12 protein-coding genes are annotated in these 13,799 nt (G+C 38.7%); 8 read left to right on the forward strand and 4 right to left on the reverse strand.

Annotation, left to right across the window (positions count from 1 at the left end; genetic code table 11):
- The first annotated feature begins 288 nt into the window (after positions 1–288).
- The 7 genes from JWR87_RS06260 (at position 289) to JWR87_RS06290 (ending at position 8,072) form a co-directional block, all read left to right on the forward strand.
- Positions 289–1,590 carry a DUF2268 domain-containing putative Zn-dependent protease gene (locus JWR87_RS06260; RefSeq protein WP_297817011.1) on the forward strand — a complete coding sequence of 434 codons (1,302 nt, stop codon included), beginning with the start codon at positions 289–291 and terminating at the stop codon, positions 1,588–1,590.
- A gap of 470 nt (positions 1,591–2,060) precedes the next feature.
- Positions 2,061–2,540 carry a YdeI/OmpD-associated family protein gene (locus JWR87_RS06265; protein ID WP_297817014.1) on the forward strand — a complete coding sequence of 160 codons (480 nt, stop codon included), beginning with the start codon at positions 2,061–2,063 and terminating at the stop codon, positions 2,538–2,540.
- Between the two features lie 440 nt (positions 2,541–2,980).
- Positions 2,981–3,904, forward strand: a complete 924-nt coding sequence (locus tag JWR87_RS06270; RefSeq protein ID WP_297817016.1) for a hypothetical protein — start codon at positions 2,981–2,983, stop codon at positions 3,902–3,904.
- Between the two features lie 476 nt (positions 3,905–4,380).
- Complete coding sequence (locus JWR87_RS06275) at positions 4,381–4,578, forward strand: hypothetical protein (RefSeq protein ID WP_297817018.1); 198 nt, start codon at positions 4,381–4,383, stop codon at positions 4,576–4,578.
- A gap of 196 nt (positions 4,579–4,774) precedes the next feature.
- Positions 4,775–6,016 carry a hypothetical protein gene (locus JWR87_RS06280; protein ID WP_297817020.1) on the forward strand — a complete coding sequence of 414 codons (1,242 nt, stop codon included), beginning with the start codon at positions 4,775–4,777 and terminating at the stop codon, positions 6,014–6,016.
- A 454-nt stretch (positions 6,017–6,470) separates the two neighbouring features.
- Positions 6,471–7,448: a YitT family protein gene (locus JWR87_RS06285; protein WP_297817022.1), complete on the forward strand. Its 978-nt coding sequence runs from the start codon at positions 6,471–6,473 to the stop codon at positions 7,446–7,448.
- 273 nt (positions 7,449–7,721) lie between these two features.
- Complete coding sequence (locus JWR87_RS06290; RefSeq protein ID WP_297817024.1) at positions 7,722–8,072, forward strand: hypothetical protein; 351 nt, start codon at positions 7,722–7,724, stop codon at positions 8,070–8,072.
- Between the two features lie 210 nt (positions 8,073–8,282).
- On the opposite strand, the gene JWR87_RS06295 is transcribed toward JWR87_RS06290, so the two are convergent.
- From JWR87_RS06295 to JWR87_RS06310, 4 genes are all read right to left on the reverse strand, one after another.
- Entirely contained in the window at positions 8,283–9,146 is an 864-nt protein-coding gene (locus JWR87_RS06295; protein WP_297817027.1) for an alpha/beta hydrolase, read from the reverse strand.
- 9 nt (positions 9,147–9,155) lie between these two features.
- Positions 9,156–9,755, reverse strand: coding sequence for a DJ-1/PfpI family protein (locus JWR87_RS06300; RefSeq protein WP_297817030.1), 600 nt, complete (start codon positions 9,753–9,755; stop codon positions 9,156–9,158).
- A gap of 347 nt (positions 9,756–10,102) precedes the next feature.
- Entirely contained in the window at positions 10,103–11,980 is a 1,878-nt protein-coding gene (locus tag JWR87_RS06305) for an Nramp family divalent metal transporter (RefSeq protein ID WP_297817032.1), read from the reverse strand.
- A complete protein-coding gene (locus JWR87_RS06310) occupies positions 11,946–12,638 on the reverse strand; it encodes a metal-dependent transcriptional regulator (protein ID WP_297817035.1) in 693 nt (230 codons plus the stop codon). Before JWR87_RS06310 ends, JWR87_RS06305 begins: the two co-directional genes overlap by 35 nt.
- Positions 12,639–12,764: 126 nt before the next feature.
- Between JWR87_RS06310 and JWR87_RS06315 the strand changes: the two genes are divergently transcribed.
- Positions 12,765–13,715, forward strand: a complete 951-nt coding sequence (locus tag JWR87_RS06315; RefSeq protein WP_297817038.1) for a hypothetical protein — start codon at positions 12,765–12,767, stop codon at positions 13,713–13,715.
- Positions 13,716–13,799 lie beyond the last annotated feature (84 nt).

The following is a 13,799-nucleotide window of genomic DNA, read 5'->3' on the forward strand; positions in this document are numbered from 1 at the left end:
TATTGATAAAGGAAAACTTGGTGTGCAAACAGGCGAAGGGTTTTATACCTATCCCAATCCAGCCTATGAAAGCGCCAACTTCTTAAAGCAATAAATGTAACACCAGAAGAGCCAGCGAACGTACAACCGTGTGTTTATTAAATTGCGGCGCGACATTACGCATTCAACTTTAAATCACTATTTTTCTTTTGTGGTTAATTGAACCGACGTTTTTCAATTGCCACAACTTCATAGGTACCTAAACGTAATGCGTGAGTAACAAACCCTAAAATAGTAAATGCATTGCATATGAATAAAGCCTTTTTATTTATAATAATTTCAAGTTTGACTTCTCTTTCATTTGCTCAAAAAAGTAAACAGACCTTTGTATCAACCGATATTGACAATTTTTGGATTGCTTACGATAAAATTAATTCTACAAAAGACAGTCTTAAACAATATGCACTTTTAAAAGAGCTTTACATTGACAAAGGAACACAAGGCCTAAAAAGCATAATTGAGGTTCGTAATTATACAGAAAAAGAATTTATGGAATGGATAATAAAAAATCCTAAATTTTGGAGTTCCATAAGACCCAACACCTTAAAAGTCAGAAGTCTTTATCCTGAAATAAACTCCGATATCGAAAAACTTAAAAAAGCATATCCTAATTTAAAACCTTCGACAATATATTTTACAATTGGAGCTTTTAGAACAGGTGGAACAATTAAAGGTAATAAGGTTTTAATTGGAAGTGAATTATCGCTGGCAGATAAAAGCACAGTAATTGACGAACTTCCAGGTTGGCGCCAACCGTTTTACAAAACACAAAATCCTATCAATGAAATACCCTTATTGTGTACGCACGAATACATACACACACAACAGAAAGAATTAGTCGAAAATCTGATTTCTATGTGTTTATATGAAGGAGTTGCAGAATTTATATCGTGCAAAGTGACAGGAAAAAAATCGGATGCTCCAGCAATTGAATTTGGAAAAGCAAAACAAAAAATAGTTGTTGACAGATTTGTTTCAGATTTATTTATCATGACCAATAATTACAATTGGATGTGGGGTGAAAATAGAAATGAATTACAAGTTAGGGACTTGGGTTATTATATAGGTTATGAGATTTGCGAACGCTATTATAATTTGTCAAAAGACAAAGCAAAAGCAATTAAAGAACTTATTGAGCTTGATTACACAAATGAAAAAGAAGTTGAACGCATTGTAGATACTACTAAATTATTGCCTGAAACATTAGCGCAACTATACAATGATTACGAAAACAAACGACCAACCGTAATTCAATTAACACCGTTTGAGAATGGTAGTCAAGTTGTAAAACCAGGGCTTACAAAAATTACAATTGTATTTTCTGAACCAATAGTAAAGTATAATACAGGCCTGGATTTTGGACCTCTTGGACAAGCACATTTCCCAAACATTAAATCGGAAAGAGTTTTTGGAGAAGATGGGAAATCGTGGACATTTGAAGCAGATATAAAACCAAATCAACATTACCAAATATTAATTTCAAACAATTTCAGAAAAGAAAATGGAGTTAGGCTTAAACCTTACTTAATTGATTTTAAAACCGCAAATTAAAAGCACTACTTCCAACCACAGCTTTATGCAGTAGTGGCTTGAGGAATAATTTAAACAGAACGTCCCTATTGAGCTTTAGCACAATAGTTCCCTTAGAAAACAGTGAATATCACTACTGCATAAAGCCGAAAAACGGATGTCAGAAATGCAGCACTCAGTACTTCTGACATCCGTCTCTCCTATCTTTGACAGCATAAATGAAATTCGAAGCAGCAAAACATTTAACAGGCAAATCGGAAAATTCTAAAGAAATATCTGGTTGACACTAACATTGCCATTTACTAAACAAAAGGCAAGTTTAATGTTAGTGACAAATTTGATGAAACACTTTGATTGTAAAAATCAATGCTTGTTACAAATGAATGGTTCTTCGTTAGAACAAGCATTGAATAATGGCATTGCTCAAAGATTAATTTACAAATTCGGGGGCAAAGTGATTGAAGCTTTGCGAATGGGAAATAGTTAACTTAATGGAAAAGCCTTTAGTCAATCAGAAATACTTACTTCAAAAAATTCCGGGAAAAGGTGGTTGGACTTACCTTGACCTGCCACAAGTACCTCCTGACAAGAAAGCCCCTTTTGGTTGGGTGAAAGTGAAAGGAACGATTGACGGCATTGAAATAAAGAAGTATCATTTAATGCCCTTTGGCAAGGGTAAACTGTTTCTACCTGTAAAAGCAGAAATAAGAAGGAAAATAAAAAAAGAAGCAGGTGACTATGTGCATGTAATGCTTTATCACGACAACGAACCGACAGAAATTCCCGAGGAAATGCTTTTGTGTTTACAAGATGAGCCGGAAGCCTTTCGCTTTTTCAATTCGCTTAATGATAACGAAAAGCTGATTTACGTTAAGTGGGTTTATTCTGCCAAGACAGATGAAACTAAAGTGGACAGAATTGCTAAAACAATTGATCGCCTTGTGCTACATGAAAAATTTTACGACAAATAATAGACGGATAACCGCAGCCACTACCAATCGTATACTTCGTGTAGCGTGGAAAGCACCGACCACGAAGTATATGATTGTACGGGACCCCTGGCGGCGATCAGCGTGCTTGTAGCCTCTATCATCTAAGCAGGATTATAAATGTAGGGATTACTTTTTTTAGTCTATACCAAATGCTGGGTAGCAATGGTTTCAGAATATTAAGCAACAAGTGTAAGGGAAACGAAATTAAGCGCCACTTTGGCAAAAGCACTCGCCTAACTACCCGCAGGGGGTTTGGTACAACAGGAGTGTTTACAAAATGGCGTTAGATGGCAGCATTCAACTATAAATGGCTATTTTGCTTTTATGGGTAATTGAACCTGACGTTTTTCAAATACCACCACTTCATAAACATTTTAACGTTAGTCAGCATAAATGAACCCCAAATTTTTATATTAGATATGACTTTGAAAACACTGTTTAAAACCGTACCGATTTTTTCTTTTCTTTTCAATTGCCTCATTCTTCATGCACAGAATAACGAAACGATTTATGTAAAACCATTGAAATCAACGTATGAATGGAACGAGAAGGTAATAGTAGAATTTTCTGGCCTGCCTGCCAGAGATACCTACAGTGGACGTTTTGATGACGTCATTATTGTGCCTGCCGGTACGCCCGATGACAAATATAACCAAGCACAACGAGTGTACGCGACCAAGCCAAACGGACAAGCAGAGTTTACCATTCCTAAAGCCGGTCAATATGAGGCCCGTGTTTATATTTATGAAAAACCAGGTGTTGTATCTGCCCGTTCTTCCACTTTTCAAGTCTTATCAGTCGAGGAAGGTGCACTGGAATCAAAATCAGATGAAGCGCTTGTGCAAATTGCCATGCGCAATAGGAGCAGGAATAAGGAACTCATGTGTGGGGCTATCAGTGAATATTTAAACCGGAAGACAGCTTCCAGTCATCCAAATTATACAGGCATGAAGGCCTTACAAAGCCTCTGTCCTAAGCCAAAAGATAAGCCCCGCCTCGCTTCCACTGCTGCAGTTTATCCGGCTACAGCCCGCTACCAGTGTTACCGTCTAACGATCACTGGAAACGAAGTAGCGGAAGATATCGTCATTCTCGAAGGCAATCAATATAAGACAATGAATAAGGTGGGAAAGTATCTATACGACCCTAAAAGCAGAACTTTGACTTTTACCAGTGGCCCATTGTATCTGCCGGTAGACAAATGGATTGGCGTATATACTGCCCGGGCCGAGCCTACCGGAAATGGAGGAAGAACGGTAGATGCCATCATTGAGATCAGGAGAAAAATTGATTTCGACGCAGGTAATAAAAAGGTGTTACAGCAATGCACCTGTGTTCAATAATTATTTGTACAAAAAGTCTTATTGCAGCGATTACTACGGCTAACATTAAGAGGAGTAAACGAAAAGCGCCCAACACAGAGCTTTTGTTATGTTAGCGACTCCAGGGGGTATGGGTGGGTAAGCACCGAGACCTTTTTGGCTGAGAAAAATAACTACAGTAAAAGTGTGCGACGCAACAATGCATAATAGTACAACAAAGGCTAAGTACATAAAAAAACTCTACCCCCCTTTCTACCAACGCAACTTGGATTACTTGTTGAAACATAAAAATAAATTACAGAGATATTTGTTAGTTACCACTTTTGTTTTAGCTTTGAGGCACAAAGTGCTTTTTAATGATACAGTATTGGTATGATAAGATGTTTTTAATAAAAATATACAACAGCTAAAATTTTTTTATCCATATACTTTGCGCGCCAAAGCACTTTTTGATAACTTTAGAAAAACATCGTTATAAACTTTAAAGCTCATTTGTTATGACACTATTAAACAATGCAACATCAGGTCTAAATCAAGCTTCATTAATCAATCGAATGCTGGTAGGTGCAGGCATCGGTTTATTACTAATTACATTGTTGCTGCTTTCAGTAGATGAACCCAAACCTGAATGGGGAAAGCTATGGATGATACGGCCGTTAATTATTGTTTCGCTGGCAGGGGCAATGGCAGGCTGATGTAATTACTTCGCTGTTCATTTTCATAGCACGATTGGAGTAACCAGTACAGTTGCCATCATATTGAGTGTAGTTGTATGTATGGTTGGATTGTTTCTTGGATTCGTTTTAGGATTAGACGGCACGCTGTGGAATTAAAGAACCCGTACTCTCGCGGAATTAAAGGTTTAACCAAAAGTTTTAAAACTATAAACTCATGAAAGGCGAAATACTCAACGGCTTAAACGACCCAAAGCAACTCGAAAAGCTATACCGATCTAACAAGGCACAGTTTAAGAAAGAATTCAGTACAATATACCTGGAGGTTAAAGGCAACAAACTCGCCGATTTCTGGAATGAGAGACTACACTACGAAAGTGATGAGATTAACTGGGGCAACGGCAGGGAATTGTTATTTGTGATAATCGCTTCGCTGCTGTCGGGCCTTATTGCAAAACTGCCCAAGATTTTATCTATAAACGAAGACTTTTTCTACCCCAGAAATGTTGGCTTTATCATTTTCCCCATGCTGATGGCCTACTTTGTAGGGAAGAATAAATTAGCATTAAGCAAGATTGGTTTTATTGCTGGCCTAACCCTCGTTAGCCTGTTTTTTATCAACCTTCTTCCAAATGTAAAAAACAGTGATACCTTAATTTTATCGTGCATTCACCTACTGTTGTTTCTATGGGGTGTATTAGGTTTTGCCTTTGCTGGCGAAAATCCCAATAACCATAAAAAACGGCTTGGCTATCTAAAGTACAACGGCGACCTGGTTGTAATGACAGCGCTTATAGTGATTGCGGGGGGAATAATGAGTGGTATAACCATCGGTCTTTTCTCGCTCATCGGCTTTAGTATTGAAACGTTTTGGTTTGAAAACGTGGTCGTTTTTGGGCTTCCCGCCGCACCAATTTTAGGCACTTACCTTACCCAAACCAATCCACAATTAGTAGGCAAAGTCTCTCCCGTCATCGCTAAAATATTCAGTCCGCTGGTATTAGTGATGCTGGTAATCTATCTCGTAGCGGTAGTTTATTCGGGCAAAAACCCATATAACGACCGCGAATTTCTATTAATTTTTAATGCCTTGCTGATTGGCGTTATGGCCATTATTTTCTTTTCCGTTTCCGAATTATCCAGCACCAAAAGCCCCGTAGAAGTTTGGATCCTTTTTCTGCTGTCCGTTGTAACAGTAGTTGTCAATTGCGTTGCATTGTCTGCCATTGTATTTCGCATATCAGAGGGGGGAATAACGCCAAATAGAGCTGCAGTTCTGGGCGGCGATGTGTTGATCCTGGTAAATCTCTTGTTGGTAACTGCGCAACTTTTCAACGTGCTTTTAAAAAAGGCCGATATAACCGGAGTTGGAAAAAGCATTGCATCCTACCTGCCTATCTACCTGGTATGGGCAATTATTGTAACCTTTTTATTTCCGCTCCTATTTCAATTTCGATAAAGGGATACATCAAAGCATGTCTGCTATTTTTCGCTAAAAATGCGTAAGCTTTTTTTGAGCCCAGCTTACGTGCTACTATGATTCATTGTTGCGTCGCACCCTTGTACACTTTTTTCTGTCTTCAGCAATCGCAGCGTATGGGACGGTTTCATGCAAAGAGGCAAAGAAACCCGAAAATGAAAGAACGATAATAAAAAGAATATCTTTCGCCGTAACGAAGACGTAATAAAAGCTCGCAAGAATTTAACCATTGGGTCCAAATTGCGCTTCATTAAGATAGCATAGTAAAAGCTTCGAAGAAAAGGTAAAGGGGGCAGCACCCCTATGGTTTTGCCGGTTTTGAAGATCTCCAAAAAGCATGTGTAAGAATTAATTTGGCACTTCTATTAAACATCCGTGCTAAATTGCCCTTTCCAGTACGTTGCAACTATCTGTAAGCGTAAAAGAGAGACCCATGAATGCATTTTGGAAACAAATAATAATTCTAACAACACTTAAGCGCAAGAACAAAAATGCGGGTAGCAAGATCGGTTATTCTGATTATGAACTTGCTAAAGGATTGCTGGAATTTAAGACGGATACGCTACGACATCTAAAAGACTTTGCTTTAATCACTTTTGGAATATTTTCGGCTGCTTTTGGTTTCAAAGGCTTTCTGCTTACCAACCATTTTATTGACGGTGGAGCTACAGGCATTTCCCTACTAATATCAGCACTAACAACAATACCGCTTTATATTCTCCTCATTTGTGTTAACATTCCCTTCATTATTCTTGGCTACAACATTTTAGGGAAAGCTTTTGCAGTTAAAACAATGCTCGCTATTTCAGGTCTTGCCTTAGTTGTTGCCACCGTCACCTTTCCTGATATAACAAAAGACAATTTGCTGGTTGCAGTTTTTGGAGGTTTTTTTCTTGGAGCAGGAATAGGCCTATCAGTAAGGGGTGGTGCAGTCATCGACGGAACAGAGGTGTTGGCAATTTATTTAAGTCGAAAATTTGGAACGACTATAGGCGATGTGATCATGATTATAAACGTGCTGATATTTTCGGCAGCAGCTTATTTTCTGTCAGTAGAAATTGCACTTTATTCGATGATTACTTATTTATCCGCTTCAAAAACACTTGATTTTATAATAGAAGGAATTGAAGAATACACAGGCGTTACTATCATATCACCAAACAGCGAAAAAATAAAGCGGATGATAATTGAAATCCTGGGACGAGGTGTGACGGTTTACAACGGAAAAAGCGGTTATGGCAACAGAGGAGAAAGAAAAGATCTTGAAATAATATATACTGTACTAACCAGGCTGGAAGTAAACCGGTTTAATACAGAACTGGAAAAAATTGACCGAAATGCATTTGTTGTAATGAGCAGTATTAGAGATACTAAGGGAGGAATGATTAAAAAACGACCTTTGAAACATTAGGTATTTAATGAAAAGAACGGCACTGCAAACCCAATTGCAGCAAGGGCGACTAAACAATCCGCTGAAATGTTGTAACGAGAAAACTGTGACTGCTTCAGTTAGTGGCAGCAAGTCGAGGAGAATGATACCACCGTTAATGCTGGTTGATCCCTTTTGTCTTCACGGGGAAATTGAAAAACCTTTACCATCATAACATTGAAATAATAGTTCACTAGTCTCAACCCACCCTTAACGTATATTGTTATTTTACTTTCAACTAAATCTGTTTCACTTATGAAATTCCTATCTCTCGAGCCGTTTGTTCCATCCGGAAAAAATTATGAAGCTTCAAGAAATTTGTTCGTGGAGTTAGGGTTTCAGATCAGCTGGAATGCGGGTGATTACACAGGCTTTGAAAGAGAGGGGTGTAAATTTATTTTACAGAAGTACGACAACAACGACTTTGCTGAAAACTTTATGCTAACCGTACATGTAGACGATATAGAAGCATTTTCAGCAGTATTAAAAGAAAAGCAATTGGCAGAAAAGTTCGGAATTAAAATAGGCAAGATCACTTCTCAACCTTATGGCAAAGAACTTAATATTATTGACCTTGCCGGCGTTTGCTGGCATTTTGTTGAATAGTAGTCCCACAGTCTTCTACTTACTTCAGATGGGTTTCGCCATTATCGACACCGCTGATCATTAAAGGTCTATTTAACTTTTGTACATTAGTTAAAGGGCTTCTATTATTACAGCTCCTATCATAAAACCAACAGAATTTTCATATTAAACTTCACTTCTTTAATTCCGGTCGTTGTAGAGAAAATTTTAAAGTTTAGCTAAACAAAGCAATCACTCAATCTTCATCAATTGGCGGATTGCCTTGTTAAGATTAGTACCAGGATGACTCATTGTTTCGATAATCGAAAAATGGTTTAATTGAGGTAATTGTAGCAACTGAACATCAACGCCCTGGTCTTTCCATGCCTCGAATAACCCTTTGCTTTGATCATTAAAAGCGGCTGTTTCTTCGCCACCCACGGCTATAATTAAAGGACAGGTATTCAACGGATGTAAAAGAACAGGGCTATTGCGAAGAGCCGTTTCTTCGTCCATATGTAAACCCTTGTTCAGGTAAGACAAACGAACCGGAACCAAATCAAATAAGCCGCTAATAACACAGGTCCCTTTTAATAGGTCTGCCGGAAGTTGCGGATTTAAAAGCGTAAAGTTCTTTGTCATTAGCATTGCTGCAAGGTGTCCTCCTGCACTGTGTCCGGCTATGTGTATTTGATTAGGATCTCCATTGAAAGCAGCAATGTTTTTATAGACCCAACTAACGGCATTGGTAACGGATGATATAATGCGATCTATTGAAACCTCGGGGCACAGCGGATAGGTTAATACAACAGTGGTAACCCCTGAAGAATGAAAGCTATTTGCAATAAAGCTGAACATGCACTTGTTCAACATTTGCCAATAACCCCCATGTACAAACACCAAAGTTTTTGAATGGGGCAATGGCGATGGAAATACATCTAATCTTTCGCGCGGTAGTGCCCCATATTGAACATCTTTTGTAACTGGTAATTTTCTTACCGCTTCCGCGCTTAACAGTTCCCATCGTCGAAAGTAATCAGCATAATCAGGAACATGAAGCCTGTTATTGAACTGTTTGTCAAGCTCATCCTGGTTGTATTGCTTATAAACGTGCATGAAAGCCTTTTAGTTTAGCACTGCCTGCACCTCGGGTTCAGCCTCTTTTGACTTTTCAAGACACTTAAATACAAGTTGATAAAATTCGGGATGAGATTGCCACGTTTTACCGGTAATAATTCTTCCGTCCTGAACTGCCTGGTCTGGAGTAACATAGATACCTCCCACCGACTCAACTTCAAATTTCACGTGTTCATAACAGGCAATCTTTCTACCATCTACAAGGCCGGCGGTTACTAATATCTGAACACCGTGGCAAATAGCAAACACATATTTGTTGCTGTTGTAAAATGCTTTCACAATGCCTATTACGCGCTGATCGTTGCGCAAAAATTCGGGCGCTCTGCCGCCGGGAATAAGTACAGAATGGTAATCATCTGTATTTACATCGTCAAAGGAAATGTCAGATTCAATCAGATAACCTTTACGTTCTACGTAAGTATCCCAACCGGGTTCAAAGTCGTGAATTACAAGGTTCATTCGTTTTACAGAGGGAGCTGCAATTACGGGCTGATAACCTGCTTCCAGCAGGCGATGGGACGCATACAAAATTTCAAAACTTTCACCGGCGTCACCAGTGATTATGAGAATTTTTTTATTGGTATTCATAGTAATAAAGTTAGGTGAAATTTTGGTGCAGGCTGGCTGATTGTAGTTACTAGCCACAAGCCTCAAGCTTTTGCGCCTACTTGTTATTTGTCCAGTTATTTTTTGGACTATCATTTCGGATTTATACAAGCCCCATGGCAAATTGTTGCCAGGCGCCACCATTGCTGCTTGTAGCTTGCAGATTGCAGCTTGTAGCCCTTCTTTAAAAAAGCTGCATTATTATTTGCCGTATAAGTGAGTGACACAACAATGTTGAAAATACATTTACAGCCGGCAACGAAAAAAATTATTGGCAAAAGCAATTTAATAGCAAACGGTGTATCAGCAAACGTTGGGGCAATAACTTACTAACTTACAACCAAAACCGGTATTCTTAGCTGGTGGCGCACTTTGTCAACGGTTTCTCCATACAGGTAGTCGAACACGCCCGTATGAAAGTGAGCGCCCATTACCAGCATATCTGCGTTTGCTTCTTTCACAATTCTGACGATTTCTTTTGTTCGATGCCTGTATCCAAGTTTGCCTTCTACCAAAAACCCTTTCTTTTGCAATTGCTCTACATACGACTGTAAATGTTGCCGATCTTTTCTTGTTTCAAAATCGTCAGAATTTTCTCCAAAAGCGCGTGCTGAAGGACTTTCGACAATATGAAGCAACAAAAATCTTGTGGTCGTATTTCCCTGCGATAAAGCATTTGCAATCAGGTTCTCATCGTTTTTACTAAAGTCTAGCGCTACAGCAATACAGTTTAACTGAGGAATGGTAAACTTTTGTAAAACGCCGGCGTTCATGTGCATTCTTGCCGTCTCTGTCTTCTTACGTTTTTTAATTAAGGGCAGCGTAGTCATTAATATAAACAGAGCAATAAAAAAGATAGCCGCAATGATGATAAGAATCAACCACACAATATTAAGGTCGTTTGTGATAGCTGCACTTAGTTCATTCACTACCATCCTAACATTAAGGTAAATAAGTACAGTAGCAATCAACCACGCAAGAATTTTGATTGGCCATTTGATAACAAAATCGCCCATGGTTTCTTTGTCGCTAACAAAATGAATTAATGGAATGACTGCAAAACCTAGTTGCACGCTTAAGACAACCTGGCTTAAAATAAGCAGCCGGTCTATGCGCTCTTCGCCAAAATACAGGATACAAAAGAATGCAGGAATAATAGCTAACAAGCGCGTAATTAATCTTCTTATCATGGGGTTGATGCGAAGATTAAGATACCCCTCCATTACAATTTGCCCGGCGAGCGTACCTGTTATAGTAGAGCTTTGACCGGCCGCAATCAATGCGATTGCAAATAAAGTAGGAGCTAAAGTGTTTCCCAACAAGGGTGCAAGCATGCGGTGAGCTTCCTTTAATTCCGCTATGTCTGTATTTCCTGAAGCGTGAAAGACGGAAGCAGCAAGAATAAGAATGGCAGCATTTACAAAAAAAGCTGCATTAAGGGCAATGGTACTATCAATCCTGTTATACCGTAGCGCCTGTTTGATTGCAGGTTTTGAATTGCCAATTTTGCGGGTTTGCACAAGGGCCGAATGCAGGTATAAGTTATGTGGCATAACGGTAGCGCCGATAATGCCTATAGCAATATATAAAGCATCGCCGCCGGGAATAGAGGGAATAAAGCCTTTTATCACCAATCCTAATTGTGGCTTTGCGATAATCATTTGTATTAAGAACGAAAATCCGATAATGGCCACAAGGGCGATAATAAATCCTTCCATCTTACGCATGCCCAATCGTTGCAAATAAAATAGAAGAAATGTATCCAGAACGGTGATTGATACGCCCCAAATAAGTGGAAGGCCGGTTAGCAATTGAATGCCTATCGCCATTCCAAGCACCTCTGCAAGGTCGCATGCTGCAATAGCAAGTTCGGCAAGAATATATAACGCAAAGTTGACAACACGAGGATATACTTCACGGTTGGCTTGTGCCAGGTCCATTCTTCGTACAATACCTAAACGTGCACTTAGCCCCTGCAGTAAAAGGGCCATCAGGTTACTCATTAACAAAACCCATAACAGGGAATATCCAAATCTTGCACCTCCTGCCAGGTCAGTGGCCCAATTGCCCGGATCCATATAACCAACGCTTACCAGGTATGCAGGACCCAGGTAAGCTAACATTCTTCTCCAACCTTTTTGCGATTTAGTCACATCTATACTTCCGTGAACCTCACTTAGAGATGCTTCCGACTGTTGTTGACCCATATGTTGGTTTTAGAAATAAAGTTTGTGCCAATTGCTGGCTGATAGAAAATGGAGGAAAATTTTTAACCTTGACTTCAAGAGAATTATCAAATGTGAATTTTCTAACAACAGTAAGCAGTGTTCCTATTCCTATATTTTTATGTTTCAGTAATTCAAGTAATTCTGTTGACTGGCTTCCAACGGCACTTACTTCAGCTTCCTGGTTTAGTGCCAGGTCTATTAAATTAACTTGTTGTCTTAGCTCCATCTTGCCATTTACATCGGGTATGGGATCGCCATGAGGATCGAACTTTGGGTGGCTTAAATAAGTGTCTAGCTTTTCAACAAGCAGGGGGCTGGTAATATGCTCCAGTTCTTCTGCTATTGCGTGCACTTCATCCCACCCAAACTCAAGCTTGTGCACTAAAAAGTATTCCCATAACCTATGTTTCCTTACAATGCCCAAGGCTACTTTAATGCCTTCATCACTCAACGTAAATCCCTGGTAACGCTCATAATGAAGCAGATTTTTTGCGTTTAACTTTTTCAGCATGTCGGTTACCGAAGCTGCTTTTGTTTGTAGTTCCGAAGCTAAATTGTTGGTACTTACAACCCCACCCTGCTGCTGTAAGTGATAGATTGACTTGATATAATTCTCTTCACTTGTAGAAAACTTCATTCTATAAAAATAAATTTAGACAAACCTAAAACTTTTTTTTATAATATTCAAATACCCCGGTACTGAAATTGATTGTTTAAACACAATCCAATAATTGCTAATTTCATTTTTTTTAAATACTTCTTAATGAGGACATATTTGTTGTGGGCGGTTATACTAATATCATTGTTTGGCTGTAAGAATAAAAAACAGTCGTTAGACCCCGGGCATATAGAAGCAGACGAATTTTTTAATGCTTATAGTGACTTAAAACTACCGTTTACTGTTTCAGATACTAGTTTGCAACAACTTAAAGACACTAATACTATTAGCTACAGCGTTTTTAGCCAATTTATTCCTGATAGCATCTTCAATAACCCCTTTGGTAAGGATAGAAAACTAGTTATACATCCGGTAGGCAAATTTGGAGAAAGGGAGAAGGAAACCTACTTTATTACTTTAGTGACCGGAAAGAATAATGCTGGCGTTTATCTCTCAGTGTACGATAAAAATAAATTTATGGCTAGCATGCCATTGGTTGTTTCAGATGATGATGAAAGGGTAACAACTGCATCTGTTGATAAGAAACTTTCTATTAGTATTAATAAAGAATGGACAATTAATAATGACATTTATTACAACAGGATAATTTATGCTTATAATAACGTAGGACTTTTCACCACAGTGCTTACCGAAACAAACGAAGACCGAAGAGTAGAAAAGACGGTAAGTAATCCACTAGATACCTTCCCTAAGAAATACAAATACAGTGGAGATTATGTAAAAGGTAGCAGAAACATAGTTTCCGTAAGAGATGGTAAAAATCCGGACGAGTATCTCTTCTTCGTATATTTCGAAAACGCAAATGAGGAAGAGTCATGTGGGGGAGAACTGAGAGGTATGATGAAAATGGTCTCAGAAAAAGCAGGAATTTACCAGGGTGAAGGAGACCCTTGCAAACTTGACTTTAGTTTTACTGCAAACGGGGTTAAGGTAAAAGAAACAGGCAGCTGCGGTAATTACCGCGGTATTAAATGCTTCTTTAATGATACTTACACAAAAAAGAAAGAAGTAAAAGCAACCTTCAAAAAGAAATAAAAAACAATAAAAGCTCTTATAATGGCTGCCATAATTTTTGACGCAACTTTTTAGCTAAAAGTAGAATCTAATGTGTAACTAAAT

Origin of the sequence: Segetibacter sp. (assembly GCF_025963695.1) — a bacterium.
GTDB lineage: Bacteria > Bacteroidota > Bacteroidia > Chitinophagales > Chitinophagaceae > Segetibacter.

Excerpts from the sequence above, each read along its gene's own strand:
- JWR87_RS06260 (WP_297817011.1), top strand. The coding sequence starts at position 289 with ATGAATAAAGCCTTTTTATTTATAATAATTTCAAGTTTGACTTCTCTT.
- JWR87_RS06265 (WP_297817014.1), top strand. The coding sequence starts at position 2,061 with ATGGAAAAGCCTTTAGTCAATCAGAAATACTTACTTCAAAAAATTCCG.
- JWR87_RS06270 (WP_297817016.1), top strand. The coding sequence starts at position 2,981 with ATGACTTTGAAAACACTGTTTAAAACCGTACCGATTTTTTCTTTTCTT.
- JWR87_RS06275 (WP_297817018.1), top strand. The coding sequence starts at position 4,381 with ATGACACTATTAAACAATGCAACATCAGGTCTAAATCAAGCTTCATTA.
- JWR87_RS06280 (WP_297817020.1), top strand. The coding sequence starts at position 4,775 with ATGAAAGGCGAAATACTCAACGGCTTAAACGACCCAAAGCAACTCGAA.
- JWR87_RS06285 (WP_297817022.1), top strand. The coding sequence starts at position 6,471 with ATGAATGCATTTTGGAAACAAATAATAATTCTAACAACACTTAAGCGC.
- JWR87_RS06290 (WP_297817024.1), top strand. The coding sequence starts at position 7,722 with ATGAAATTCCTATCTCTCGAGCCGTTTGTTCCATCCGGAAAAAATTAT.
- JWR87_RS06295 (WP_297817027.1), bottom strand. The coding sequence starts at position 9,146 with ATGCACGTTTATAAGCAATACAACCAGGATGAGCTTGACAAACAGTTC.
- JWR87_RS06300 (WP_297817030.1), bottom strand. The coding sequence starts at position 9,755 with ATGAATACCAATAAAAAAATTCTCATAATCACTGGTGACGCCGGTGAA.
- JWR87_RS06305 (WP_297817032.1), bottom strand. The coding sequence starts at position 11,980 with ATGGGTCAACAACAGTCGGAAGCATCTCTAAGTGAGGTTCACGGAAGT.
- JWR87_RS06310 (WP_297817035.1), bottom strand. The coding sequence starts at position 12,638 with ATGAAGTTTTCTACAAGTGAAGAGAATTATATCAAGTCAATCTATCAC.
- JWR87_RS06315 (WP_297817038.1), top strand. The coding sequence starts at position 12,765 with ATGAGGACATATTTGTTGTGGGCGGTTATACTAATATCATTGTTTGGC.